Origin of the sequence: Halomonas sp. TA22, from assembly GCF_013009075.1 — a bacterium.
GTDB lineage: Bacteria > Pseudomonadota > Gammaproteobacteria > Pseudomonadales > Halomonadaceae > TA22.
This window is the reverse complement of the sequence record NZ_CP053108.1, coordinates 1,034,060-1,058,619: the sequence shown is the minus strand read 5'-3', so window position 1 is coordinate 1,058,619 and position 24,560 is coordinate 1,034,060. Positions and strand designations below refer to the sequence as shown.

Annotated in this window: 24 protein-coding genes; 15 read left to right on the top strand and 9 right to left on the bottom strand. The window is 60.6% G+C overall.

Going from position 1 to position 24,560, the window contains the following annotated elements; genetic code table 11:
* The first annotated feature begins 61 nt into the window (after positions 1-61).
* Entirely contained in the window at positions 62-2,608 is a 2,547-nt protein-coding gene (locus HJD22_RS04965) for a circularly permuted type 2 ATP-grasp protein (RefSeq protein WP_208654419.1), read from the top strand.
* On the top strand, positions 2,605-3,525 hold the full coding sequence (locus tag HJD22_RS04960) for a transglutaminase family protein (RefSeq protein WP_208654418.1): 921 nt from the start codon (positions 2,605-2,607) through the stop codon (positions 3,523-3,525). Before HJD22_RS04965 ends, HJD22_RS04960 begins: the two co-directional genes overlap by 4 nt.
* A 51-nt stretch (positions 3,526-3,576) precedes the next feature.
* Here the strand turns inward: HJD22_RS04960 and HJD22_RS04955 are convergent, their stop codons facing one another.
* The gene (locus tag HJD22_RS04955) at positions 3,577-4,083 is read right to left on the bottom strand and encodes an Lrp/AsnC family transcriptional regulator (protein ID WP_208654417.1); all 507 of its coding nucleotides are present in this window, start codon (positions 4,081-4,083) and stop codon (positions 3,577-3,579) included.
* 161 nt (positions 4,084-4,244) lie between these two features.
* On the opposite strand from HJD22_RS04955, the gene HJD22_RS04950 reads away from it, so the two are divergent.
* Positions 4,245-5,261 carry a 1-aminocyclopropane-1-carboxylate deaminase gene (locus HJD22_RS04950; protein WP_208654416.1) on the top strand — a complete coding sequence of 339 codons (1,017 nt, stop codon included), beginning with the start codon at positions 4,245-4,247 and terminating at the stop codon, positions 5,259-5,261.
* A 9-nt stretch (positions 5,262-5,270) separates the two neighbouring features.
* Here HJD22_RS04950 and HJD22_RS04945 read toward each other — a convergent pair whose 3' ends face one another.
* The 5 genes from HJD22_RS04945 to HJD22_RS04925 form a co-directional block, all read right to left on the bottom strand.
* A complete protein-coding gene (locus HJD22_RS04945; protein ID WP_208654415.1) occupies positions 5,271-6,161 on the bottom strand; it encodes an N-acetylmuramoyl-L-alanine amidase in 891 nt (296 codons plus the stop codon).
* A 7-nt stretch (positions 6,162-6,168) separates the two neighbouring features.
* Positions 6,169-6,930, bottom strand: a complete 762-nt coding sequence (locus tag HJD22_RS04940) for a DUF3307 domain-containing protein (protein WP_208654414.1) — start codon at positions 6,928-6,930, stop codon at positions 6,169-6,171.
* Positions 6,927-7,574 carry a hypothetical protein gene (locus tag HJD22_RS04935; protein ID WP_208654413.1) on the bottom strand — a complete coding sequence of 216 codons (648 nt, stop codon included), beginning with the start codon at positions 7,572-7,574 and terminating at the stop codon, positions 6,927-6,929. Before HJD22_RS04935 ends, HJD22_RS04940 begins: the two co-directional genes overlap by 4 nt.
* 235 nt (positions 7,575-7,809) lie before the next feature.
* Positions 7,810-8,985 (bottom strand): VWA domain-containing protein, encoded by a 1,176-nt coding sequence (locus HJD22_RS04930; protein WP_208654412.1) that lies wholly within the window; start codon positions 8,983-8,985, stop codon positions 7,810-7,812.
* A 1-nt stretch (position 8,986) separates the two neighbouring features.
* The gene (locus HJD22_RS04925) at positions 8,987-9,832 is read right to left on the bottom strand and encodes a MoxR family ATPase (RefSeq protein ID WP_208654411.1); all 846 of its coding nucleotides are present in this window, start codon (positions 9,830-9,832) and stop codon (positions 8,987-8,989) included.
* A gap of 206 nt (positions 9,833-10,038) precedes the next feature.
* Between HJD22_RS04925 and HJD22_RS04920 the strand changes: the two genes are divergently transcribed.
* From HJD22_RS04920 to HJD22_RS04895, 6 genes are all read left to right on the top strand, one after another.
* On the top strand, positions 10,039-12,015 hold the full coding sequence (locus HJD22_RS04920; protein WP_208654410.1) for a methyl-accepting chemotaxis protein: 1,977 nt from the start codon (positions 10,039-10,041) through the stop codon (positions 12,013-12,015).
* A gap of 211 nt (positions 12,016-12,226) precedes the next feature.
* Complete coding sequence (gene trxC / locus HJD22_RS04915; RefSeq protein ID WP_208654409.1) at positions 12,227-12,664, top strand: thioredoxin TrxC; 438 nt, start codon at positions 12,227-12,229, stop codon at positions 12,662-12,664.
* Complete coding sequence (locus HJD22_RS04910; protein ID WP_208654408.1) at positions 12,661-13,182, top strand: PH domain-containing protein; 522 nt, start codon at positions 12,661-12,663, stop codon at positions 13,180-13,182. Before trxC ends, HJD22_RS04910 begins: the two co-directional genes overlap by 4 nt.
* Positions 13,179-14,711, top strand: coding sequence for a PH domain-containing protein (locus HJD22_RS04905; protein WP_208654407.1), 1,533 nt, complete (start codon positions 13,179-13,181; stop codon positions 14,709-14,711). Before HJD22_RS04910 ends, HJD22_RS04905 begins: the two co-directional genes overlap by 4 nt.
* Positions 14,712-14,726: 15 nt before the next feature.
* Positions 14,727-15,707, top strand: coding sequence for an XdhC family protein (locus HJD22_RS04900; protein ID WP_208654406.1), 981 nt, complete (start codon positions 14,727-14,729; stop codon positions 15,705-15,707).
* Complete coding sequence (locus HJD22_RS04895) at positions 15,697-16,326, top strand: NTP transferase domain-containing protein (protein WP_208654405.1); 630 nt, start codon at positions 15,697-15,699, stop codon at positions 16,324-16,326. Before HJD22_RS04900 ends, HJD22_RS04895 begins: the two co-directional genes overlap by 11 nt.
* Before the next feature lie 98 nt (positions 16,327-16,424).
* On the opposite strand, the gene HJD22_RS04890 is transcribed toward HJD22_RS04895, so the two are convergent.
* Together HJD22_RS04890 and HJD22_RS04885 are read right to left on the bottom strand one after the other, a co-directional pair.
* Entirely contained in the window at positions 16,425-16,766 is a 342-nt protein-coding gene (locus tag HJD22_RS04890) for a hypothetical protein (protein ID WP_208654404.1), read from the bottom strand.
* 171 nt (positions 16,767-16,937) lie between these two features.
* Positions 16,938-17,204, bottom strand: coding sequence for a hypothetical protein (locus HJD22_RS04885; protein WP_248730108.1), 267 nt, complete (start codon positions 17,202-17,204; stop codon positions 16,938-16,940).
* Positions 17,205-17,492: 288 nt separating this feature from the next.
* On the opposite strand from HJD22_RS04885, the gene HJD22_RS04880 reads away from it, so the two are divergent.
* From HJD22_RS04880 to HJD22_RS04865, 4 genes are all read left to right on the top strand, one after another.
* Complete coding sequence (locus tag HJD22_RS04880) at positions 17,493-17,975, top strand: hypothetical protein (protein WP_208654403.1); 483 nt, start codon at positions 17,493-17,495, stop codon at positions 17,973-17,975.
* Between the two features lie 488 nt (positions 17,976-18,463).
* Entirely contained in the window at positions 18,464-18,667 is a 204-nt protein-coding gene (locus HJD22_RS04875; protein WP_208654402.1) for a cold-shock protein, read from the top strand.
* 243 nt (positions 18,668-18,910) lie between these two features.
* The gene (locus tag HJD22_RS04870; protein WP_208654401.1) at positions 18,911-19,327 is read left to right on the top strand and encodes a CopG family transcriptional regulator; all 417 of its coding nucleotides are present in this window, start codon (positions 18,911-18,913) and stop codon (positions 19,325-19,327) included.
* Between the two features lie 26 nt (positions 19,328-19,353).
* A complete protein-coding gene (locus HJD22_RS04865; RefSeq protein ID WP_208654400.1) occupies positions 19,354-20,598 on the top strand; it encodes a PHB depolymerase family esterase in 1,245 nt (414 codons plus the stop codon).
* Positions 20,599-20,601: 3 nt separating this feature from the next.
* Here HJD22_RS04865 and HJD22_RS04860 read toward each other — a convergent pair whose 3' ends face one another.
* Positions 20,602-21,603 (bottom strand): M20/M25/M40 family metallo-hydrolase, encoded by a 1,002-nt coding sequence (locus HJD22_RS04860; protein ID WP_217267815.1) that lies wholly within the window; start codon positions 21,601-21,603, stop codon positions 20,602-20,604.
* Between the two features lie 212 nt (positions 21,604-21,815).
* Between HJD22_RS04860 and HJD22_RS04855 the strand changes: the two genes are divergently transcribed.
* Positions 21,816-23,180: a cytochrome P450 gene (locus tag HJD22_RS04855; RefSeq protein WP_208654399.1), complete on the top strand. Its 1,365-nt coding sequence runs from the start codon at positions 21,816-21,818 to the stop codon at positions 23,178-23,180.
* Between the two features lie 611 nt (positions 23,181-23,791).
* Entirely contained in the window at positions 23,792-24,547 is a 756-nt protein-coding gene (locus HJD22_RS04850) for a Crp/Fnr family transcriptional regulator (RefSeq protein WP_208654398.1), read from the top strand.
* Positions 24,548-24,560: the final 13 nt, after the last annotated feature.

Genomic DNA, 24,560 nt, shown 5'->3' with positions numbered 1-24,560 from the left:
CGATGGCCGATAATGCAGAGCACCACGCCTACCTGCGGCCAATGCTGACAAGACGTTGCCCATGCTGACACACGACTCCCTACTTACGCCTGAAGTACGCGTGCTGCTGCAAGGCTACGGCGGCGGAGCGGGCTTCGATGCCATGCTCGCCGCCGATGGCCGCTTGCGGCCGGGCTGGGAGTCGGTGCTGGCGTCGCTTGGCAATCTTGGCCGCGACGGCCTGATCGCTCGCGCCGAGGAGGTGCAGCGGCTGCTCTACGACAATGGCGTTACCTTCAACATGCATGGCGACACCCTGGGACGTGGCTGGCGGATCGACCCGCTGCCGCTGGTGGTGGGCATGGAGGAGTGGCAGCGCCTAGAAGCCGGGCTTGAGCAGCGTAGCCGATTGCTGTCGGCGATCCTGACCGATCTCTACGGGCCGCGGCGGCTGCTGGAGGAGGGCCTGTTGCCGCCCGAGCTGATTCTCGAGCACAGTGGCTTTCTGCTCGCCTGCGATCAGACGCTGGCCAATGGACGTGCGGGGCTGATCTTTCACGGTATCGATCTGGTGCGCGACGCCAAGGGCGAGTGGCGGGTAATGACGGATCGTCTGCAGGCACCGTCGGGTACCGGCTTCGCCCTGGAAAACCGTATCCTGTTGGCGCGGGCCATGCCCGAGGTGTATCGCGATGCTCCGTTGCGGCGCCTGGCCGGCTTCCACGAGGCTGATCACCGTACCTTGGTCGCTCAGGCCCGGCATCATCGAGAGCACCCAACGCTGGTGCTGCTGACACCGGGCCCCGGCAGCCCGCGCTATTTCGAGCACGCCTACCTCGCCAACTACCTCAATGTCTCGCTGGTCGAGGGGCTCGATCTGGTGGTGCGCGACGCCCAGGTATGGATTCGCACCCTGGGCGGCCTCAAACCGGTGGACGTGATCCTGCGCCAGCTCGACGACCGCTGGTGCGACCCGCTGGAGTTGCGAGGCGACTCCAGCCTGGGCGTGCCGGGGCTGTTGCAGGCGGTGCGCAGCGGTGGGGTGGCGATGTCCAATGCCCTGGGGGTCGGCGTTCTCGAACATCCCGGCCTTGCGCCTTACCTGTCCACCCTCTGCCAGCACCTGCTTGACGAGCCGCTACGCCTGGCCGGACCGGAAAGCGGCTGGTGTGGCGAGCCGAGCGCTCTCGAGTGGGCCCTTGCAGATTTCGACGAACTCGATTTTCGCGAGACCGAGCCTGGCGCCCTGGCCATCTCGCCGCGTGAGCTGGCATCGGCGCAAGCCGCTGCGCTGCGCCAGCGCATTCAAGCCACCCCTTCACGTTTTGTTGCTGAACGTCCAGTGACGCCCTCGACGACGCCGGTGTTCGACGCGGAGTTGCGCCGCCTCGTGCCGCAGCCACTCAATCTGCGCTGTTTCACCACCCTCGATCCTGAAGGCGAGGAGCCCGCCGGTCGTGCCCCCTATCGTGTGATGCCTGGCGGGCTTGCCTGGGTCGGCGCGCCGGGCACGCCGTCGCTGCAGAGCGAGGTGGTCAAGGACGTGTGGGTGATGGCCAGCGCGCCGCAGCCGCACATCAGCCAGTTGCGCCAGGCCACCGGGCCGATCGTGACCACCCGTGATGGCGATGACATGCCGAGCCGGGTGGCCGACAGCCTATTCTGGGTAGGCCGCTATGGTGAGCGGCTGGATGCCCGGACGCGGTTGCTGCGCGAGGCGCTGTTGCACCTGCTCGAGTACGACCAGGAGGGACTGACCGATAGCATCCTGGCTGATCTGTTCGTAGTCCTCGAGATGCAGCCGCCTGCTGCGGAGGGCTCTCCGCGGGAGCGCTTCGCCACGCAGCGCGCCCATCTGCTTAGTCTCTTCGACGTGGAGTCGACACTGGGTCTGCCGACGATCTTCCAGCACATGCTGCGTAATGCCCGCGCGGTACGCGATCACCTGGGCGATGACTCCTGGCGAACTCTGAACCAGCTTCGCCAGCGCATCGCCAGTTTCGAGCAGATGCCCGCCGTGGGTGCCGGGCGGCGCGCCAGCGAGGATGTCATTTCACAGCTCGCCGCCTTCTTCGGGCTGTGCAACGAGACCATGCCGCACCACTACGGCTGGCGCTTCATGGATATCGGCCGCTTCATCGAGCGCATCCTGTCGCTGCTGGCGCTGCTCAGACTGGCCTTGATCACGGCGCGCACCCCAGGAGTGCCGCTGTGGGAGGTGGTGCTGGCGACCACCGACAACTTCACTGCCTACCGGCGCCGTTACCGCGGCGAGCTGCACCCCACGGCGATCCTCGACCTGCTGCTGTTCGACGAGGGCAATCCGCGCTCGGTGGGCTACATGCTCAAGCGTCTGGGTCGGCAGATCGAGCGTCTGCCGCAGCCGGAAGGAACGCCCTACCGTAGCGTGGAGACGCGCCTGATCATCCGTGCCACCTCGACGTTGCACCTGGCCGATATCGCCAGTCTCAGCGAGCTGGATCGCTCCGAGCAGGCCCACCAGGCGCTCGAGGCGCTGATCGATGCCTTGATCGTACCGCTCTCGACGCTTTCGGATGCGATCAGTCATAGCCACCTGAGTCATTCCGAGAGTCCGCACCAACTGCTCAAGATGCAGGTGCAACCGTGATCTACGACGTCCGCCATACGACCCGTTATCGCTACAGCGCGCCGGTCACCCTGTGCCACAGCGAGGCGCGGCTGTTGCCGCGCCAGCTGGACTGGCAGTGCTGCGAGGCGTCGCAACTCGCGATCAACCCGGCGCCGGCGGTACAGGCCGAGCACCGTGACTTTTTCGGCAATCGGGTGCTCTACTTCGCCATTCAGGAGATCCATCGCGAATTCGAGGTCACCGTACGCACCCGGTTCCAGTCACTGCCGCGCCCGGCACTGCCGGGCAAGATGCCTACGTGGGAGATATGCCATAAGGCGCTGGACAAGCGCTGCTACGCCGAAGCGCTTGAAGCGAGGCAGTTCCGGCTCGACTCGCCGTTCGTCAAGCGCAATGCCGAACTCGCCGCTTATGCCGCCGAGAGCTTCACGCCGGGCAGGTCGCTGCTCGAGGCAGTGCAGGAACTCAATCGGCGCATCTTCGAAGAGTTCGTCTACGATCCAGCGTTCACCACTCTGGCCACGCCATTGACCGAGGTGCTCGCCGAGCGGCGCGGGGTATGTCAGGACTTCGCCCACCTGGCAATCGGCTGCCTGCGCTCGATTGGCCTGGCGGCCCGCTATGTCAGCGGTTATCTCGAAACCCAGCCGCCGGCGGGACAACCGCGACTGATCGGTGCCGATGCCTCTCACGCCTGGTGCTCGGTCTTCCTGCCCGGATGGGGGTGGCTGGATATCGACCCGACCAATGGCAATCTTCCCGGCGAGCGTCATCTGGTGATCGGCTGGGGCCGCGACTATGCCGACGTGGCACCGCTCAAGGGGGTCATGAATGGCGGCGGTGAGCACTCCCTGCAGGTCGAGGTGGATGTGATACCCGAATCGGAGCGGCTCGCCACCCGCCCCGCGGCCGGCACGGCGGGCAGTGAGTACTAGCGCGTGATATGGCCAAGCCCTCTTGCAAGCGTGACGCCCTGTTTCGAACCATCACAGCGGAATGCAGGTCGTCGACACCACCTGGCGCAGCCCCATGAAGGAGCGAATCTGCCGAACCCCAGGCAAGTAGAGCAGCTGTTCTGCATGCAGACGGTTGAAGCTCTGGTTGTCGCGGGTGCGCACCAGCATGAAGTAGTCGAACTCACCGGTGACCACATGGCACTCCATGCACCCCGAGACCTTCTGAGCCGCCGCCTCGAAGTCGGCGAAGGATTGCGGGGTAGAACGGTCGAGCACCACACCGATCAGCACCACCATGCCTACCTCCAGCGCCTCCCCATCGAGCAGTGCCACGATTCCCTTGATCAGTCCCGCCTGCTTGAGGCGCTCGACGCGTCGCAGACAGGCCGGCGGACTGAGGCTCACCCTTTCGGCCAGCGCCACGTTGGAGATGGAAGCATCCTGCTGCAGCTCACGCAGGATGGCACGGTCGGTACGATCGAGCTCCCTCGCCAGGAAAGATGAGGTGTGATGACTGTCTAATTTTATTTTGCTCATTACGATTATTTCCGAACATAAGATCTTTATTGATGTTTTTAACTATTTTAAATGTATTTAAAGGCATAAATAACACAATTTATATTTCATATCGATGCTTTATCATTTGACTTGAGTGCCGCTCTCGGCGCAGCCAAGAACAATGTCATAAGGAGTCATCGATGAACCTGCAACGCTTCAAACGCTATCCACTGACTTTCGGCCCGTCACCGATCACCCCTCTCAAGCGGCTCAGCGAGCATCTCGGTGGTCAGGTGGAGCTCTACGCCAAGCGCGAGGATTGCAACAGCGGCCTGGCCTTCGGTGGCAACAAGACGCGCAAGCTCGAGTACCTGATTCCCGAGGCACTGGAGCAGGGCTGCGACACACTGGTGTCGATCGGCGGCATCCAGTCCAACCAGACGCGTCAGGTAGCCGCCGTGGCGGCGCATCTCGGCATGCAGTGCGTGCTGGTTCAAGAGAACTGGGTGAACTACGCCGATGCCGTCTACGACCGGGTCGGCAATATCGAGATGTCTCGAATCATGGGTGCCGACGTGCGCCTCGACGCGGCGGGCTTCGACATCGGCATTCGTCCAAGCTGGGAGAAGGCGCTTGCCGACGTGCGCGCGCGGGGCGGCAAACCATTTCCGATTCCGGCGGGCTGCTCCGAGCACCGCTACGGTGGCCTCGGGTTCGTCGGATTTGCCGAGGAGGTGCGCCAGCAGGAGGCGGAGCTGGGCTTCACGTTTGACTATATCGTGGTCTGTTCGGTGACGGGCAGCACCCAGGCGGGCATGGTGGTCGGTTTCGCCGAGGAGGGCAGGGCGCAACGGGTGATCGGTATCGACGCCTCCGCGAAACCCGAGCAGACGCGCGAGCAGATCCTGCGCATAGCGCGCCATACGGCGGACCTGGTCGATCTCGAATGTGCCATCGAGGATGACGACGTGGTGCTCGATACCCGCTACGCCTATCCCGAATATGGGCTGCCCAACGAGGGTACCCTGGAGGCCATTCGGCTCTGCGCGCGTCTCGAGGGTGTGCTGACCGACCCGGTCTACGAGGGCAAGTCGATGCATGGCATGATCGACATGGTGCGTAACGGCGAGTTCCCTGCAGGATCTCGGGTGCTCTACGCCCACCTGGGTGGCGTACCCGCGCTCAACGCCTACAGCTTCCTGTTTCGCAATGGTTGAGTGCCCTCGTCAGCGCGACTCCCGGATTGGCAGCAGCTCGGGATGGTAGCGCTCGAGCAGTGACCAGAGGATTGCGGCACTCTCGGCATCGGGCAGGCCACGATAGTCGGCGGGACGGAAGTGGAGCTGGAAGGCGCGCAGTACGGCATGGGTCTGGCGATCGTACTCGCCGCTCGTTTCGATGGGGTAGCCATAAGCCTTGAGCGCCCGCTGAAATTCATCAAGTGTGGGCGGTTGTGCGGTAAAGCGCTGATGATAGCGCTCTATCGTATCGGCCTGTGGCCAGGCGCCGATGCCTGCTTCGTATAGCTGCTGCCAGGGGAAGCGTGGGCCCGGGTCGACCTTGCGCGTCGGGGCGATATCGGAGTGGGCGACGACATTGGTGGGATGGATGTCGTAGCGCTCGACGATATCGCCGGCCAGGGCGATCACGGCATCGATCTGGCGTGGCGGATAGCTGGCCCAGACCTGCAGTTGGTCGCCGGGAATCTCCTCGCGGGTGCCTAGCGGGCCGAGGTTGACGATCTCGATACCGATCGATGTGTCATTGATATTGGTGCGCTGCTTCCAGGCGCTGGCGCCGGCATGCCAGGCGCGCCGCGACTCGTCGACGAGCTGGTAGACCAGCGGGTCGCCGCGCAATTGCCGGGGCGGCAGCGGCACCAGATAGTGGGAGCTGACGCTGGGGCCGGTCAGCGCACGTAGCGAGACGGCCTCGTCGCTCGAGGTGTAGTGAATCACCAGATGACGGATGCGGCTGTTATGCGACGACGCCTGGTGACGATGGTCCACCACATAGCCGCCGCGAGGCTCGAACTGTCCGGCGCAGGCGGTCAGCAGCAAGGTGACCATGCCAACCAGTGCCAACGACAACCGCCGTGTGATGTGTCGCCTTTTCATCGCTTCCTCAGTTCCCCAGCAGCCAGGTACGGATGATCAGCCCCAGTATTAGGGTCGAGGATACGCTGAGTAGGGTGCCGAGCAAGACATACTCGGTCAGTTTGCGGTCCTGCGATTCGCGCAGGTCGCCGAAACGCAGCACCGACTTCGCCGCGAGCAGAAAACCCACCGCGGTCATCTGTTCGAGCAGGGCGAGCGTCAGCACCAAGAAGCGCTCGAGGATGCCGATGCGTGCGCCGGCATCGGCCAGGGTGCCGGTCTCCTCGAGCTCACGGCTCCAACGCTGCATGATCAGGGCGATGGCGACCGACATCGGCCGGCTCACCAGTAGGTAGGCGGCAATCAGTCCCAATGTCTGCGGGCGCGCCAGCCAGCTCGTGAACAGCGCCAGCGGCTGCCAGCTGTCGATCCACACCAGCCATATCGCCACGATCACGCTAAAGTGCAGCAGTTGGTCGGCCAGGAACCATAGCAGCCGCCGGGGCTCGAGGTGGGACTTGACCAGGTCGATCGCGGCGTGGCTCAGCGTTACCGCCAGACCACCGGCCAGGGCACCCGCCATGCTTCCCGGCAGCGCCTCGCTGCGCGCGGCAATCAGCAATACCAACGTCGCTAGGGCGCCATGCAGCAGTGCATGCCAATAAAGGCAGGGCGAGCGGGTCTTGAGGCGGTAGCGCTCCGCCACCCAATGGCTCGGCTGTAGTAGAAAATCGCCGATCAGGTGCACCAGGACCAGCCCCAGCAACAGAGAGTGTTCGAGAGAATTCATGAGCGACTCACTTCACCGCTGATGTGACGGTGCATGTGCTGTAGGTAGTCGTCGATCAGTGCCCAGCGCGCCGTTCTCAGCCGCTTGTGTACGCCAGGCTGGCTGATCTCCAGGCGTTTGGCGAGGGCCTGCTGCGATTCACCGTGCTCAAGCTGCAGCCCGACCGCTTCCGCGGAGTAGCGCGACCAGCCATCGATGATGTTGTCGGCGAAGCGCGTGAGCAGGGCAAGGCAGGCATGATCATCGTCGTTCAGCAGCTCCAGCCGAAGGTGGTCCGATGTCTTGTCCATGCCATCCAGGGCCTGGCCCGAGCGTACGAAAGGCGCTCCGCCGGCCGCGTCGATGCGCTGGCGTGGCCGCCATTGGTCGTGCCCCACCGCCACGGCAATACGAGCATCCCAGCGCTGACGCTCCTCGGAGTGCTGAATCAGGTCGGCGCGCAGCATCACCGCCGCCGTCATGGCATGTTCCGCATGGGGCAGGGCGAGCTGGAAGGCGTCGCCCCGATAGCGCTCCGCTTCCCCGTCGAAGCGCTCACAGAGACGCTCGAGGGTGGCATCGAGCACCGAGGAGAGGCTTCCCGGATCGGCGATCTTGCGGGACGCGATGACGTCACCGGTCAATACGGCGATGAGTTGTGACATGGCGATTCGCTTGTGACGAGGTGTCGTCAAATAATAGCCCTTTAAGGTTATTATTCAATGTAATTACCTTTTTTGGTTATCAATAGGGAGCACATCATCGGTGTGCCGATGAGGCAGATTTATACTGTATCTATATACAGTATAGGGGGAGGTGGGGGACTGGCAAGTCGATTATGTAGACGCATTAATAACCAATAGGGGCTATAAATAGGATTATAGCTTTGAGAGGTAATAACTAGCGTGCCAACTCACGCATCGCTTCTTCGAGCCCCGCCAGTGTCATGGGGTACATGCGTCCATCAATCAGCTGACGAATCAGCTGGTTGGAGTGGGTATAGTCCCAGGCGCGTTCGAGGGTGGGGTTGAGCCATACCAGATGCGGAAACTTCTCGGTGAAGCGGCCAAGCCATTCGGCGCCCGACTCGTCATTGAAGTGCTCCACGCTACCGCCGCGGTGGGTCACCTCATAGGGGGCCATGGCGGCATCGCCGACCATCACCACCTGGTAGTCGCTACCATAGGTGTGCAGCACCTCCATGGTGGGAATTCGCTGACTGCGCCGGCCGTTGTCGCGCCACAGCCCTTCATAGATACAGTTATGGAAGTAGTAGTGCTCGAGATGCTTGAACTCGCTGCGCGCCGCCGAGAAGAGCTCCTCGCAGGTGCGTACGTGATCGTCCATGGAGCCGCCGATGTCGAGCAGCAACAGCACCTTCACCGCGTTGTGTCGCTCCGGGCGCATGCGTACGTTGAGCAGGCCGGCATCGCGAGCGGTCTCGCGAATCGTCGCGTCGATGTCGAACTCCTCCGCAGCCCCCTGGCGAGCGAATTTCCTGAGCCGGCGCAGTGCCATCTTGATGTTGCGTGTGCCAAGCTCCAGCGAGTCGTCGTAGTCGCGAAAGCGCCGTTCGTCCCACACCTTGACTGCGCGGCGATGCCGGGAGCCCTCCTGGCCGATGCGAATCCCCTCGGGATTGTAGCCATAGGCGCCGAAGGGACTGGTGCCGCCGGTACCGATCCACTTGTTGCCCCCCGCGTGGCGCTCCTGCTGCTCTTCAAGGCGCTGCTTGAAGGTCTCGATGAGCTTTTCCAGTCCCCCAAGCGACTCGATGCGGGCCTTCTCCTCCTCGGAGAGCGATTTCTCGAACTCGCGACGCAGCCAGTCGTCGGGAATCATCGCTTCGATGGCGGCATCGAGGTTCTCGATCCCCTCGAACCAGGCGGAGAAGGCGCGATCGAAGCGGTCGTAGAAGCGCTCATCCTTGACCATGACCACCTTGGCCACCTGGTAGAACGCCTGCATGTCGGCGAACACCACGCCTCGCTCGACCACGGCATGCAGGTCGAGCAGTTCACGCAGCGTGACCGGTACCCCGGCGCGCTTGAGGGTCTCGAACAGCGAGAGAAACATCTCAACGCCCCTGGCGGCGGATCATGAAGGCCAGGCGCTGGAGCAGCTGGGTATCCTGCTCGTTCTTGACCAGTGCGCCGGCCAGCGGCGGTATGCTCTTGGCCGGATCGCGCTGATAGAGCGCCTCGCGGGCCAGCTCATCGGCCATCAGCAGCTTCAGCCAGTCGACCAGCTCCGAGGTGGAGGGCTTCTTCTTGAGCCCCGGCGCCTGCCTGAGATCGAAGAAGACCTCCAGTGCCTGGCTGACCAGGCGCGCCTCGATATCGAGGAAGTGCACCTCGACGATCTGCTCCATCGTCTGGCGATCGGGAAACTCGATGTAGTGGAAGAAGCAGCGGCGCAGGAAGGCGTCGGGCAGTTCCTTCTCGTTATTGGAGGTGATCACGATGATCGGCCGGTGCCGCGCGCGGACCGTCTCGTCTGTCTCGTAGACATGGAACTCCATGCGATCCAGCTCCTGGAGCAGGTCGTTGGGGAATTCGATGTCGGCCTTGTCGATCTCGTCGATCAGCAGCACCACGCGCTCCTCGGCGGTGAATGCCTCCCACAGCTTGCCGGGCTTGATGTAGTTGCGAACCTCGTGCACGCCCTCCACCCCAAGCTGGGAGTCGCGCAGGCGGCTGACGGCGTCGTACTCGTAGAGGCCCTGGGCCGCCTTGGTGGTGGACTTGATGTGCCAGGTGATCAGACGGGTGCCCAGCGAGGCGGCCAGCTCTTCGGCGAGCAGCGTCTTGCCGGTGCCCGGTTCGCCCTTGATCAGCAGGGGGCGCTCCAGCGTGACGGCGGCGTTGACCGCCTGTCTCAGTGCATCGGTGGCGACGTAGGAAGAGGTGCCATGAAAAGCCATCAGGAGTTGCCTCGTTGCAGCAAAAGAATTCAAACGAGTGTAGGGAAGCTTGGTGGTCACGACAATATCGCGCTGCGCAGCACTGGCAGCTCAAGTGTTGTCGCCAAGCGCCGATAGGGCTGGTGAGGCGAATAAACTCACCTTTATTCGACATTGTTAATCGCGTTCGTTCTTGTGTCAGGAAAACGCGCCAAGAGTCCTATCGCATGCCCCTACTGCACCGCCTCCCCATGAGGGCAAAGTTCCTCCTGGTTCTGTTATTGCCGCTGCTCGCCGTCCTGCTCTTCGCTGGGAACGGCGCTTTCGAGCGTTGGCAGCTGGCTCGCGAAATGCGTCAGGTAGAGTCTCTCACCCTGGTGGCGCAGGAAGCAGGCGACTTGCTGCACGTCATCCAGCGGGAGCGAGCGCTGACGACAACCTTCCTCAACACCCAGGAGCGTTCCACGCCGCACGAGCTGGTAGCCCAGCGAGGCAGCGTCGACGAGGCTCGGCAGCGGTTCCAGGCCAACAACGATGTGTTGACCCAAGTCGGCCTGGACCAGGAGGCAGTGACCAAGCTGGACACTGCAATACATAGCCTTGATCAGATTCGTCAGCAGGTGGATAGTCGCGCGATACCGGCCTTCGGTGCCTTTCAGGCGTATACCGCGCTCAACAACCAGTTGATGGAGCTGGTGGCGCTCATGTCGACCCTGACTCACCAGGGCGAACTCGTCGAGCAGGTGGCGAGTTACTACAACCTGCTCAAGGCGAAGGACTTGGTGAGTATCGAGGGTGGTGTGCTAATCAGCGTATTTGCCGCCGACCGATTCGATGCCATACAGCTGCCGTTATTGCACCGCCTGGTAGGGTCCCAGCAGGCCCATGTGGACGCGTTTCTGGCCTTCACGACTGCGCAGCAACGTCAGGCGTACTCCCGCTATCTGGAAAGTCCCGTGGTAAGCGAGGCACATGGCCTTCGACAGCGCGCCATCGAGCGCTCCCTCGAGGGCGGCTTTGACATGGACCCCGAGGCGTGGTTTGCGTTGCAGACCCAGCGCCTCGAAATGCTCAACGAGATCGAGGGCAGCCTGGCGCAACATTTGATCGCTACCAGCCAGTCACTGCGCCGCTCCGCACACCAGGCGCTGCTGGGCTATCTGTTCACGATGGCCATTATCTTCTCTGTGGTGGCACTACTGACCTGGTGGATCACCCGTAGCATCATTGGACCACTCAGAAGCTCGTTGGCAACGATTGCAACCGCCGAGAACGACTTGACCAAGCGTCTCGATGTCCCCGGCTCCGATGAGCTGTCACAACTCTATCGGGCGTACAACGACGTCAGTAACGGAACCGAGCAGATGGTGCTCTCGATCAAGGGCAATGCTCAGACGATCCAGATCGCCAGTAGCGAGATCGCGTTAGGCAATCAGGATCTGGCGCAGCGTACCGAGGAGCAATCAAGCTCGCTGGTGCAAACCTCATCGAGTCTCGAGGAGATTACCGCCACGGTGAAGCAGACGGCCGACAATGCCCAGCAGGCCCGGGTCCTGGCCAGCGATCTGGATCGACAGGCTCGTGAGGCGGGCACGGTTGCTGAGCAGGCGAGTGAGGCGATGGGGGCTATCAAGAACGCCAACCACAAGGTGACGACCATCGTGGGGGCCATCGATGATATCGCCTTCCAGACCAATCTGCTGGCATTGAATGCCTCGGTGGAAGCGGCGCGTGCCGGTGAACATGGCCGAGGCTTTAGCGTGGTGGCGCAAGAGGTTCGAAACCTGGCACAGCGCTGTGCCAGCGAAGCCAGCGAAATCCGTACGCTCGTTGCCACCAATGTCGAAAAAATCGATGAGGGCGCGCGCCTGGTCGATACATCTAGCCAACAGTTGCTGGCCATAGGCGAGGGAATGAAAGAGATGGCGACTTACGTCAGCGACATCGCCCAGGCCGCCACTGAGCAGTCGGGCGGTATCGAGCAGATCCACGCGGCGATGTCACAGCTCGAAAAGGTCACCCAGCAGAATGCCACGCTGGTCGAGCAGGCTGCGGCGGCCAGTCGCTCCCTCGGTGATCAGGCGCAGGCAATGTCCACACTGGTAGGTCGTTACAAGGTGACCGAGCAAGCAGGAGGCACGCGATACCTTACCTTGAACGAGTGGGGTGGCGGGGCGCACGAGTCAGTTCAGCGTCAGCACTGATGTTCCGCTGAGTGCCGAACTGCAGCTCGGCGAGATGTCGGTAGAGCGGGCTGCGCTCGAGCAGTTCGGCATGGCGCCCCAGTTCGGCTACCCGGTCCGGGCTGGAGCGGGAGAGACGCTGGACCTGACGACCGAACCAAAGTTATGACCGATACTATTCGAATCCTTCATGAGAGGTGCTTCATTATCTACCCGCGAATGGGAGCGAGCGATGTCCGATTCTCTGCAACTGGGTTGCCCCTACTGTCACGCCGTCAACCGGGTGATGTGGAGGCGTCTCGATGATCATCCGACGTGTGGAAAGTGTAAGAGCATGCTGTTCACCGGTGCGCCGGTCGAACTGACCAGCGAGAATTTCAATGCGTTGGTCGGACGCAGCGATCTACCAGTGGTGGTGGACTTCTGGGCTAGTTGGTGCGGACCATGCAAGGTGATGGCGCCGATATTTTCAGAGACTGCCGCCAAGCTCGAACCGCGCATGCGCTTTGCCAAGCTGAATACCGAAACCCAGCCGACGCTGGCCAAGCTGTTCACCATCCGCAGCATCCCGACGCTGATCGTCTTTCGCCATGGCAAGGAGGTGGAGCGGCATGCCGGCATGCTGCAGGGGCCGCAACTCTTGCAGTGGCTGACGCCCCACCTGGCATGAGGAGCGTTGTCAGCAATACCACCCTCGATGTGCAACAACTGCCGCGGATGGAAGAAGCGCCATTGGTGCCGGTGTCGCGACGCTTGGCTCCCTGCCTGCTGCTGCAGCGGCTGCTGCGTTGGCTGCTGCTGATCGCTTTCGTACTGTGGGTGCCGATCGACACGGAGCTGAGCGCTTGGCAACCGTGGGCGGCAGCGGCCATCGCGGTGGTGGGACTTACCATGTTGATGCTTGGCTTCTGCGAAGCACGCAGGCGCGCTTATGCACTGCGCGAGCATGACCTGATCTACCGTCGCGGGTTGCTGGTTCGGCGTACCCAGGTGTTGCCACTGGTACGCCTGCAACATGTCGAGACCTTGAGCAATCCCCTGGAGCGCCTCTTCGGTCTGGTGAGGTTGAGCTGCTATACCGCTGGCGGGCGTGGGGCGGACCTGCTGATGGAGGGGGTGTCCCGGCAGGAGGCGGAGGCGGTCAAGAGCTATCTGCTGTCGCGGCTGGAGGCCGCGCCGCGCTCATGAGCCGCCAACTACGCACCCTGGCCGAGGAAGCTTGGCAGAGATTGTCGCCCTGGGCGGTCATTCTGCTGCTGATCAGTGGGGTGGCGACGCAGGCCAGGCAACATATTCCGCTGCTGCTGGGGGCTGGGGCCGGCATCGCCTATGCCGAGCGCATCGGATCGCGGGAGCTTATGCTGGGGAGCCTGGTGTTGCTGGCGGTTGCCGCGCTGGTCAGCCTGTTCTATTACCGACGGTTTCGCTTTCGCCTGGATGGCGATGTGCTGGTGGTGCAGAAGGGGTTGTTCGAGCATCGGGAGTTCAAGGTGGCCGCCAGCCATATTCAGAATATTTCGATCCGTCAGCCGCCCTACATGCGTCCCTTCGGAGTGGTGCTCTGGCGTCTGGAAACGACCGCCGGCGAATCCTCGGGCATCGAGCTGCCAGGTCTGCATCGCAGTGTGGCGGATGCCCTGGGCACGCATCTTTCCACTGGCGTGGGGCACCCGACACCTATCGGGGAGGCCGAGACCGGCGCTGCTCAACCGCCTGAAAGGCAGGCGCAACTACGTTATGCCATCACTCCCTGGGGCGTGACGCTGCATGGGCTGGCCAGCCGCTCGATCTATGTGACGGCGGCTATGCTTGCTCCCCTGGTGCGCCCCTTGGAGCGCTGGGCTCACGACTATTTACCCCGCACCGAGTCCATGCAGTGGCTGCTGGCCTCGCCAATGCTGGCCTTTGGCGCCGGTGTCGTCGTGCTTGTCACGGTGCTGATGACGTTGGCCATCGCGGCGTCGTGGTGGCGGTTTCATGGTTATCGCTTGCGTGAAGAGGGAGAGCGCTACATTCAGGTCAGCGGCCTGCTGCAGCGTCAGGAGCAGGCGCTCTCGTTACGGCGGCTGCAGGTGGTCGAGTGGGTCCAGACGGGACTGGGTCGACTACTGGGGCGTGGCTACCTGGTATGTCGTCAGTTCGGTGCACTAAAAAATACGGGTGCCGAGGAGGCGAGCCAGTTTCTGATACCTGGCCTGACCCCGGCCAACGGGCACGAACTGGCGCGTTCGCTGTGGCCGGACTTGAGCGCGCCTATGCCGGTCATGCGCGTATCACCCCTCTACCGGCGGGTACTGTTCCTGCGCACGATGCTTGCGCTGTGCATTGCTGCGCTGTGCATTGCCTGGCTTGGCGGTGCCGGCTGGTCCCGTTCGATCTGGAGCGAGGGTGGCCTGGTGATCGCGGCCGTGATCATCGTCGCCGCCTCATTCGCGCAGTTACGCTGGAGGGCCCTGGGGTGGTATTGGCAAGGGGAGTATCTGTGGGTCACGAGGGGGCTCGTCGGACGGCGTACTGCGATCTTCCCGGTGGGTAACGTGATTTCGCTCGAAGTGCAGCAGAGTTGGCTACAGCGACGGCGCGGCCTGGTCACCCTGCATCTCTTCCTGGCCAATGGTCGGCAGACGCTGCCGTTTCTAGAGCAGAGCGAGGCCCTGACGCTCTCCAACCTGCTCCTGGCGCGTGTAGAATCGTCGCCAGCCGAGCGTGAACGGTGATCAAGGGAGTTGAACATGCAGCATCTGGATCTAGAGGTCATCGAGCGAGCGCTGGACTGGGCGCGCGCGGGTGAGGATATCTGGCTATGCACGGTGCTGGAGACGTTCGGTTCCTCCCCGCGCGAACCCGGCTCACTGCTGGTGGCGCGTCGCGATGGGCGCCATGTGGGTTCGCTTTCCGGCGGCTGTGTCGAGGAGGATTTCCTGGCTCGCCTGCGCGACGGTGAGTTTGATGCGCCGCTCACCACCCTGCGCTACGGCGACCCCGAACGGCCCGATGCGGCGGGCGTCCAGCTGCCCTGCGGCGGCATCCTCGATGTGTTGATCGAGCGCCTGGCGCCCGAGCCGGCCAATCTCGTGCATCTGGAAGTCTTGCAGGCGACCCTGCTGGGGCGTCGTCCGTTGATTCGGCGCATCGAGCTCGACTCGGCACGGGCGCGCTTCGTCGAAGGCGATTCCCTCGGCCCTCGCGTGGAGAGGGAGGCTGGGGGCAGGGCAGTGCGGGTCCGTGTCGGTCCGGCAGCGCGGCTGATCGTTGCCGGTATCTCGCCAGTGGCGACAACCTGTGCCGAATTCGCCCGCACCCTGGGGTTCGAGGTGATCGTCTGCGATCCCCGCCAACAGGCGCGCCAGGACTTTCACGTGGAGGGGGTGGAGGTGCAAGCGGTGATGCCTTCTGCGTTCATCGCCTCAGGCGCCTGTCATGCTGCCACGGCCGTCGTTGCAGTGACCCATGATCCGCGTATCGACGACCTGGCGATGATCGAGGCGGTACGCACGCCGGCATTCTATATCGGCGTCATGGGGTCGCACCGCTCCTCCGAGCAGCGCGCCGAACGCCTCAAGCGCTCCGGCGGACTGAGCGACGAGGAGATCGCTCGCCTGCATATGCCGATCGGCCTGGCGCTTGGCAGCAAGACTCCTGCCGAAATCGCCCTGGCGATCATGGCCGATATCGTTCGTGTGCAGCGGGGTAGGCCACGCGATGTCCTGTAAGGTAGATGAGCGAGACGTAGCGCGTGTCGTGGCGGTGATCATGGCGGCGGGGCGTTCGCGACGTTTCGGCACTGCCGACAAGCGCATGGCTCGTCTGCCCGACGGTCGTCCCATGCTGGCTGCCGTGCAGACACTGGCCGCTGAAGCCTTTGACGAGGTGCGCGTGGTCCTGCGCGACGATGACGAGGTTGCAAGCCTGTCGTTGCCGACCTCCATCGGGGTGATTCGCGTCGCGATGCAGTGCGACATGCAAGAGGGGTTGGGAAACAGCCTGTCGGCGGCCTTCACCGCCCTCGAACGGGACGCGTCGCTGGATGACTGCGTCGCGGCGGCGGTAATGCTGGCCGACATGCCCGCACTGCGCAGCGAGACGCTTCAGGCACTCAAGGCGATGGCCGCGCGGGGGGGCATTCTGCGCCCTTCGCATGAGGGGGCTTCGGGGCATCCGGTGATCTTCGGGCGCCGCTTCTGGCAGGCATTGGCTGGGCTTGGCGGGGATGAGGGGGGCAGGAGCGTCATTCGCGACCACTGCAGTGCCTGCCGCGAACTCGCTGTCGACGATGCCGGCATCCATTTCGATATCGATACCCAAGAGGGGCTATCGAGACTCGGAGGCTGATAGCGCTATTTAAGACTCGCCTTGCGATGAAGGACTAGCAGTACCAATGACAAGACACCACGCGCGGACCGTGGTGTCTTGAGGCGTCAGGTCATCGGTCAGGTGTTGTTGTCATCGTTATCGTCGATTTCCTCCCATTCGTCATCCTCTTGCATGTCCTCCTCACCGACCGGGCCGCCGGCGCCTGCACCGGCACCCCCTGAGGCTGTCGCGCCGGCATCGGTGCCGGAAGTGCCGGTACCACCCGTTCCAGTGCCGCCGGGCAGTTCACCTTCCGCTTCGGCTCCCCCCGTGGCGGAAACGCCACCTGCAGCCTCTTCACTTCGAATCTCGGCATCCCGATCGTTACGCTCGTCATCGGCAAAGGTGACGGGACTTGCGACCAGGCCGAAGCAGACCCCAATGAAGGCAAGCTTCTTCAGACGTTCCTTGTGGCCCATGGCGTGTACCTCCTTCGATTGCGTCTTGTTTTATCGAAATAGCGCTGGCGCCTTTTCGATCGACCTTTTCACTATAGAAGAACGCTTACTGTTCACCAGCATTGGTCAAGCACTGTACACGCACGGTAAAACGCCACGGCTAAGCGTGGCGTTGCGGTGGCGCTTGGCAGGTTACTTCTTGAGCGAGCGTTTAGGCCAGGCGCTGGGATCCGCCTTGTTGACGAGCTTGGGGAACTGAAAGGGATCGAATATCGAGTCCAGACCCGCCTTGAGCTGGCGGTCGTAATCGCGGAACAGGGCAAAGGCCACGGGGGAGAGCAGGAAGATCGCCACCGCAATGAACATGCTGCCCCACTCGCCGACGTGGATCGAAAGCGCAGTCTGGGTGAGCTGAATGCCGCTGTTCTCTTCACCGGCCAGCAGCTCCGATCCTGCCATGATAATAATGGCGCCAAGAAGGCCGTGCCGCTCATTGCTTGAGGTTGTATATAAGATTTTGTTTTTATGTGGTTTTGTGAATTGGCTGAACTTGCAATAATGCCTCAGGCTTCTACCTTGAGAATGACAAGACGGCAATTGAGCCGTTGACCAATTTGGTGCATTTTCAGCAGGTCCTGCACCAATTGGCTGTGACAAAAGGAGATGCACATATGATGTCCAAGGAATTCCTCAAGAAAATAGGTATTCTCGGGGTGTCGCTTGGCTTAATCGCAAGCCCGATGGCTTTTGCCACTGAGCAAACTCCCACAGAACCGCAAATTCCTCAAGAAGCTCCGCCAGGTGATGCCGGTACCGGCACAGGTGCCGGCGCTGGTGCGACTGGTGGTACTGACATGGGTACTGGTGCAGGCGGTGCTGTCGGCACAGGTACCGGCGCAGGCGGTACGGGTACCGTTGATGATATGGGTACCGACACTAATGGCGATGTCGGCGCTGGTGAGGGTGCAGCTGGGGGCGTCGGTGGTACCGGTGGTGCAGCTGGCGGTACTGGTGGCGGTGACGCTACTGGCGGTGGTGCCGATGGAGGCGCTGGCGGCGGCGCAGGCGTTGGTGGTACTGGCGGCGGCGGTGCAGGTGCTGGCGGCGGTGCAGGTGCTGGCGGCGGTGCAGGTGCTGGCGGTTAAACCACATTCTCGCAAAAGCGTATCAGAAGCGCGCCGGCCACTGCCGGCGCGTTTTTGGGTTGAGGCAATATTAATTCGAGAATAATGAAATCGCTAATAATCCCTTTTGCTTAGTAATCAATAAGAGAAAGCATGAGGTATCATTGCATTGGGATATGTTTTAAAAAGTCTGCATTCAACTTGCCCTACATCTCTTACAGTAAAGTAAATTTAGGTTAATAACTTTGCCTTTGTTCTCTGTCACTATGCGTCAAGAAGGGAAGTCAGTCAGGGAAGACTTGCCAAGGATGGCAAGCGATCCAAGGATGTGCGGACAGGAGGTCCGTGGTGGCGAGCACAGGATGCTGTCATGAAAAGCCCGCCCGTAGCAGGTCGGGCTTTTTCATGCTCGACAAATAAGTTTGACGGCAGTGCAACTGTGTGGGAAACTAAGGTCAGTTAGTTAGCAAGCGCATATCGTCAGTTGTGGTCGAATTATTCGATGGCCTGGTTGTATTTCCCTTGTTTTACTTACTAATACTTCGGGATTTACCCGGTAATTGAATACAGCGCTCAGCGCAAAGGATATCGAACATGGCAACTGGCACAGTCAAGTGGTTCAACGACACCAAGGGTTTTGGCTTCATTTCTCCTGCCGATGGCGGTGATGATTTGTTCGCCCACTTCTCTGAAATTCAATCCGATGGTTTCAAGTCATTGCAGGAAGGCCAGAGCGTCACGTTTGACGTGACCCAAGGCAAGAAAGGCCTCCAGGCTTCTAACATCAAAGTCGCCTAATGTAAATTAGCATCGACTTCTCGAGCCGTCAGGCTTCGAGCAGAAAGGCCCGCTTATGCGGGCCTTTCTTGTTTGTGGTTGATGCTTTTTCCGCCGCTCACTTCTTGAGATTGAAGCTCGCCACATGCTGTGCCGCCTCGCTGTGCTTCCAGCATTGCTTGCTAACTCTTCTTATACGCTGTATACCATCCATGTGGATGGCATATGGCATCCTTCAATGATATTCATCTTCGAGGATCAGCGATGAGCGTTCGTGAGTTCAGGCGCAAGGCGGGTGACACCACCGAGAAGATCACAATCAACCTTGGGGTGGTCGATCTGGGCCAGATAGACCTGCTGGTGCAGGAGGGCTTCTACTCCAATCGCACCGACCTGATTCGTACGGCGATTCGCACTCAGCTGGCGACACATGCGCAAGTCGTCCGCGAGACGGCCGCTCGCAAGACCTTCGTGCTTGGTATGCAGCATTACAGCTGCAGCGATCTCGAGGCACTACAGGCGGCGGGGGAGATGCTTCAGATTCAGGTGCTGGGACTTGCCAGTATCGCCGACGATGTCTCGCCCGAGCTTGCGCTTGCCACTATCGATTCGGTCGTCGTGCTGGGTGCCTTGCATGCCAGTGCGGCGGTAAAAGCCGCCCTGGCGGATCGAATACACTAACGGCGCTTGGCGCCAAGGAAATTGCAATGATGAACAGGACGTTGATGGCCGACTTGCAGGAAGCAACCCGGCTGACCCAGGCGGGGCAATTGCAGGAGGCCACCGCCATGTTGCAGCGCGCCCTGGGAGGCGTATCGAACCCCGATGGGGTCGAATCCGCCTCGACCCCGGAGCGTGGCGCCCATTCGGCATGGGGAAAGGCAGACCGTACTCGTCAAGGCGTGGTGCTTGAAGGGGACTACCGGGTAGTCAATGACACGCCTTCTCGCTCATCTAAATCGACAGCAGGGGCGTCACGAGGCAGCGGTGAGTTTCTCTCTGGATCGTTCAAAAACCATGCCGGCTCACGCGACTACAAGCTCTACATCCCCAGTGCCTATCATGGACAGTCGCTACCGCTTGTCGTCATGCTGCATGGCTGTACCCAGAATCCCGATGATTTCGCACTTGGCACCGGGATGAACACGCTTGCCGAAGCTCAGCCCTGTTTCGTGCTCTATCCTGCCCAGCCCGCTTCCGCCAATAGCTCGAAGTGCTGGAACTGGTTCAAGGCGAGCGACCAGCAGCGTGATCATGGTGAGCCGGCAATTCTCGCCGGCATGACTCGTCATATCGTCGAGTCGCATCAGCTGGACGAACGGCGCATCTACGTGGCGGGCCTATCGGCGGGTGGTGCCATGGCCACCACGCTGGCCATGACCTATCCGGATCTCTACGCGGCGGTGGGTATCCACTCCGGCCTTCCGCACGCGGCGGCGCATGATCTGCCCTCGGCACTTGCGGCGATGCAGGGCGGTGCTGGCACTCGGTCTCATGTGAATGTACCAGGCATGAAAATGTCGGGCATGCACAGGTCGGGGATGGCTGGCTCCGGTATCAACTCGCAGGAAGCGGGGACTCGGCGGAGCAACTTCGGCCAGCAAGGCAGTGGCTCGGCATCCAAGGGAAAAATTCCTGCTGTGATATTCCATGGCGATCGCGACAGCACCGTGCACCCCTGTAACGGCCAGCGCGTGGCGGCTCAGTATGTCGATCCTGACGCAGTCTCGCAAACACGCGAGGAACGTGGCCAGGTGGCCAATGGCCATGGCTATACCCGTACCCTTCATCATGACGCGAGCGATCACGTCTTGATGGAGCAGTGGACGATCCACGGCGCCGGTCACGCCTGGGCCGGGGGAAGTGCTCGTGGGTCATACACAGATCCCAAGGGGCCGGATGCCAGCAAGGAGATGCTGCGCTTTTTCCTGGCTCACCCGAAGCGGGAGTAGCAATCAATGCGCCATGTCCGTCACGCTTCTGGCCAGGGCGCTGGTTAGCCTGGCCATGGTGTCGTAGTCGAGCGTTTCGGCAACATCGTGCGGCCCATGGTAGTGTGGGTTACGGAAGTTAGCGGTATCGGTGATCATGATCGCCGGATAGCCCATCTGCCTGAACGACCAGTGATCTGAGCGGTAAATGTCCCTGAGCTGTGGTGGCGCAGCCAGGCCCTCCGAGGGTACTTCGGCGTGGTTTCGGAAGGCGCTGATCGCATCTCGGACAAGTTGGCGAAACTCTATGCTGCCAACGAACGCAACGAAGTTGCCTTGGTCGGGGTAGAAACGGTCCAGCAAGGGAGGAAAGAACTGGCTGTCGGGTTCGTCGGAGAAATAGCCCAGCATCTCCAGTGACATCATGCCGACGATGCTGTCGCCATCATCGCGGGCTTGGCGCGCATAGTTGAGACTGCCCATCGCTTGGCTACCGAAGAATGGAGCTTCCTCGTTGGCAAAGGCGACCAGGCGTATGCTCCGTTCCGTCCGGGTATCGCGTAGCAATCTGGCCAACTCCAGCAGTACCGCAACGCCGGAGGCGTTGTCATCGGCCCCCGGGCTTCCACGCACGGTATCGTAATGTGCACCGATGACCAGGGACTCATCGGTGTTGCCGCTTCCCGGCAGGCGCACTTCGATATTGACAAAGGTCTCCTCGCGGGTCTCAATTTGCTGCCTCATTGGCTGATAGCCCGCTTCACGAAAGACTTGCTCGATATAAGCCGCCGCTTCATGCATCGCTTCGGGCCGCCAGTAGTGGCGCTCGCCAATCTCTCCTGAAAGTACGAGAACGTGATGCTCGAGCCGATCACGCAGGAGTGCCTGCTCCTCGGTCAGAGCCGACGGCACGGCCCTGAAGGAGTGCCCAGGTATGTAGATCACGACCAGATACGCCCAGGCGATTGCCGCCATGGAAGCGGCCAACATGACACCGAGCAGCGCGATGACGAGACGCCTTCGCATGGTGATCTCCCTATCGTCCATGAGCCGTATTCAGGCAATTGCCTAAGTAGTCTAGCGTGTCCATAAGCGCCGATGATTGTAGTCTTTGGTGCTATCAGTGGCGTAATGAAAATCACTTCACAAACGCGTCACGCGATCCCGCAATGCAAGTGAGCAGGGGCCTGAATTACGACTTAGACTGATAGGCGAATGGCGACGACAAGGAGAGTTAGATGTTCAAGACAGCCAGCCATGGCTCACTGCCAAAAGCGACTCTTGCCGAGACGACGGCAATATTCAATGAGGTGCTCATACCCACCCTCGCCAAGGGGGCGATCATTCGCCGACCCGCCGTGGTGGGAATGGCGGCGCGCATGGGGCTGGATCGACGCGCCGTGCGCCGTCTGCAAAAGCTCCACGACAAATATGGCGCCGGACCGCTGCTGCTGCGTACGCCGATACGTTCCATGGCGATCGTGCTGGATCCCGACGATGTCCAGCGGATACTCGAAGAGACGCCCGAGCCGTTTGCCACCGCCGAATATGCCAAGCGCAGTGCACTGAGGCATTTCGAACCCAAGGTGGCGCTGATCTCGCATGGCAGCGAACGCGAGGAGCGCCGCCGCTTCAATGAGAAGGCGCTGGATAACGGCTGCCCCATACATCATATGGCCGATAGTCTCCTACCGGTGGTCGAGGAGGAGACAAGCGCGCTTCTCGGGCAAGTACAGCGCAACGGAGGCGAGCTGGATTGGGACATGTTCATCGTTGCCTGGTACCGGGTGGTACGCCGGGTGGTACTAGGGGATTCGGCGCGCGACGACCATGAGTTGACCGAGATGCTTGCCGCGCTGCGAAGTGATGGCAACTGGGGTTTCCTCAAGCCCAAGCGCACGCAGCTGAGCGAGCAGTTTCTCGAGCGCCTTCGACAGCATCTCGACCGTGCCGAGCCGGGTAGCCTGGCGGCAGCCATGGCGAATATTTCCAAGAACGACAAGACCGAGCCGGCCAACCAAGTGCCACAGTGGTTGTTTGCCTTCGACCCGGCCGGGATGGCGACCTTTCGTGCCCTGGCGCTGTTCGCTTCCCATCATGACTTTGCCAAGCAGGCTCGCACCGAGATAGGGGAGCTTAAGGAGAATCCGCATTCCGAGCTGAGAAGCTTGCGCGCCGCGGTGCTCGAGTCGCTTCGACTCTGGCCCACGACACCGATGATCCTGCGCGAGAATACCGAGCCGACCGAGTGGCAGGCGGGGGAAATGCCGGCCAATACCTCCATCTTGATCTTCGCTCCCTATTTCCACCGTGACGACAGGCGGCTCTCCTATGCCAATCGCTTTGCATCGGAACTGTGGGAAGATGCACAGGGACCGGAGCAGTGGCCGCTGATGCCCTTCAGCGGCGGGCCTGGTATTTGTCCAGGGCGTCATCTGGTGCTGATGCTGACCAGTCATATGTTGGCCAGGCTGGTGGAAGGTCATGAAGTGCGTCAGCCACCTCCCGCTCCTTTACACGAAAGCCAGCCTATGCCTGCCTTATTGGATAACTATTCGCTGCGTTTCTGGTTCGATGAGCTATCTGCAAATACAAGCGATTGAAAAGGTCGCTAATCCCTGATGTGAACGCTACTGCAACTAGAGGCGTTTATCTGATTGAAATGGATAAACGTCTCTGCGTTATTTTTGTTGTATGGTAAAGGTGATATTGGTCAATGAATAAAGGTTGGCTATGTATTTTGCTGCAATTATTATGGTTTATGCTGAAGTTAGATTGCAATTCTTGCTCAAGATACTGTCTTTAATTATTTCGCGGCAATGCCGCTGTAGTATGAATACTAGCTCCTTATGGAGGCCTCGGAGGTAAGTTCGCTACCGGCCTAAACCGCATGGTTGGGCGGTTATTTTCCTGTTATTGCTTAAAAAATAAGCTTATTCATTAACATAGGTTGTTTTTGTTGTTGCTTGGCAAGTGATATTTTTGTGACATTGCGAATATTGGAAGAAGCTAAAACGTCATGAATGATACTTGGAGAAAGATGAAAGGCGATCTTTTTTTGGTGGCGGTTTCTCATAATTCAGAAAAAAGAAAACCTAGCATTTTTCCACAATAGTATGCTGCTTTATATTTGCCTCTTTCTATGAAGAGGTAATTGGCCGGCTTTGTCGCTTATTGGCGCAGTGCTTTAGATGAGCCTGTTTGAGGCATTTAAATGGATCGTGAAGAGAGTTGCATCCTGACGAATCTGGGTCGCTATTTTCCCCTGGGCGAAGCAGATAAGAAGGCCTTGCTGGCACTCGAAAAATCGCCCTACGATGCCTCTGAAAAGGAATTGCTTTGGTCCGCCAATGCAAGAATCCACAATCTGTATACCCTGAAAAGCGGCTGGGCTTGCACCTATCGTGACAACCTCGATGGGGTTCGCCAGATCGTCGATGTCCTTATTCCTGGAGACATCGTTGGGCTGCGCGACCTGACCTTTGCCAAGCACATGGCGGAGGCAAGAATGATCACCAAGGGTACGGTTTGTCCGTTCCCGCTCCAGAATATTCTGGACATCATCAATACCTCGACGCCGCTTGCGGTTGCCTTGATTGCCGCCATCGCCAGGCAGGAGTCGATACTCACCGAGCGTATGCTGATTACCGTCAATCGTAGCGCGAGATCCAGGATCGCACACTTTTTCGTCGAGATGTACTCTCGATTGAACCGTGTCAAGGAGACGGATATCAGACGCTTTTATCTGCCTATTTCGCAACAGATGCTCGGCGAAATTCTTGGAGTGAGTACCGTGCATGTCAATAGATCATTGATGGCACTTGAGCGGGAAAATATTGTGAAGAAGCATCGCTATTACGTTGAAGTAATGGACACGGATCGCCTGTTTCAGGAAGCGGAATTCAATAGCGATTATCTTGGTGACGAAATGTGCGACCTGAGAGAACGCCTGATGATGCAGGCCGGGTAAGGCACCCGGCGCA

Excerpts from the sequence above, each read along its gene's own strand:
- HJD22_RS04965 (WP_208654419.1), top strand. The coding sequence starts at position 62 with ATGCTGACACACGACTCCCTACTTACGCCTGAAGTACGCGTGCTGCTG.
- HJD22_RS04955 (WP_208654417.1), bottom strand. The coding sequence starts at position 4,083 with ATGAGCAAAATAAAATTAGACAGTCATCACACCTCATCTTTCCTGGCG.
- HJD22_RS04950 (WP_208654416.1), top strand. The coding sequence starts at position 4,245 with ATGAACCTGCAACGCTTCAAACGCTATCCACTGACTTTCGGCCCGTCA.
- HJD22_RS04945 (WP_208654415.1), bottom strand. The coding sequence starts at position 6,161 with ATGAAAAGGCGACACATCACACGGCGGTTGTCGTTGGCACTGGTTGGC.
- HJD22_RS04940 (WP_208654414.1), bottom strand. The coding sequence starts at position 6,930 with ATGAATTCTCTCGAACACTCTCTGTTGCTGGGGCTGGTCCTGGTGCAC.
- HJD22_RS04935 (WP_208654413.1), bottom strand. The coding sequence starts at position 7,574 with ATGTCACAACTCATCGCCGTATTGACCGGTGACGTCATCGCGTCCCGC.
- HJD22_RS04930 (WP_208654412.1), bottom strand. The coding sequence starts at position 8,985 with ATGTTTCTCTCGCTGTTCGAGACCCTCAAGCGCGCCGGGGTACCGGTC.
- HJD22_RS04925 (WP_208654411.1), bottom strand. The coding sequence starts at position 9,832 with ATGGCTTTTCATGGCACCTCTTCCTACGTCGCCACCGATGCACTGAGA.
- HJD22_RS04920 (WP_208654410.1), top strand. The coding sequence starts at position 10,039 with ATGCCCCTACTGCACCGCCTCCCCATGAGGGCAAAGTTCCTCCTGGTT.
- trxC (WP_208654409.1), top strand. The coding sequence starts at position 12,227 with ATGTCCGATTCTCTGCAACTGGGTTGCCCCTACTGTCACGCCGTCAAC.
- HJD22_RS04910 (WP_208654408.1), top strand. The coding sequence starts at position 12,661 with ATGAGGAGCGTTGTCAGCAATACCACCCTCGATGTGCAACAACTGCCG.
- HJD22_RS04905 (WP_208654407.1), top strand. The coding sequence starts at position 13,179 with ATGAGCCGCCAACTACGCACCCTGGCCGAGGAAGCTTGGCAGAGATTG.
- HJD22_RS04900 (WP_208654406.1), top strand. The coding sequence starts at position 14,727 with ATGCAGCATCTGGATCTAGAGGTCATCGAGCGAGCGCTGGACTGGGCG.
- HJD22_RS04895 (WP_208654405.1), top strand. The coding sequence starts at position 15,697 with ATGTCCTGTAAGGTAGATGAGCGAGACGTAGCGCGTGTCGTGGCGGTG.
- HJD22_RS04890 (WP_208654404.1), bottom strand. The coding sequence starts at position 16,766 with ATGGGCCACAAGGAACGTCTGAAGAAGCTTGCCTTCATTGGGGTCTGC.
- HJD22_RS04885 (WP_248730108.1), bottom strand. The coding sequence starts at position 17,204 with ATGGCAGGATCGGAGCTGCTGGCCGGTGAAGAGAACAGCGGCATTCAG.
- HJD22_RS04875 (WP_208654402.1), top strand. The coding sequence starts at position 18,464 with ATGGCAACTGGCACAGTCAAGTGGTTCAACGACACCAAGGGTTTTGGC.
- HJD22_RS04870 (WP_208654401.1), top strand. The coding sequence starts at position 18,911 with ATGAGCGTTCGTGAGTTCAGGCGCAAGGCGGGTGACACCACCGAGAAG.
- HJD22_RS04865 (WP_208654400.1), top strand. The coding sequence starts at position 19,354 with ATGATGAACAGGACGTTGATGGCCGACTTGCAGGAAGCAACCCGGCTG.
- HJD22_RS04860 (WP_217267815.1), bottom strand. The coding sequence starts at position 21,603 with ATGCGAAGGCGTCTCGTCATCGCGCTGCTCGGTGTCATGTTGGCCGCT.
- HJD22_RS04855 (WP_208654399.1), top strand. The coding sequence starts at position 21,816 with ATGTTCAAGACAGCCAGCCATGGCTCACTGCCAAAAGCGACTCTTGCC.
- HJD22_RS04850 (WP_208654398.1), top strand. The coding sequence starts at position 23,792 with ATGGATCGTGAAGAGAGTTGCATCCTGACGAATCTGGGTCGCTATTTT.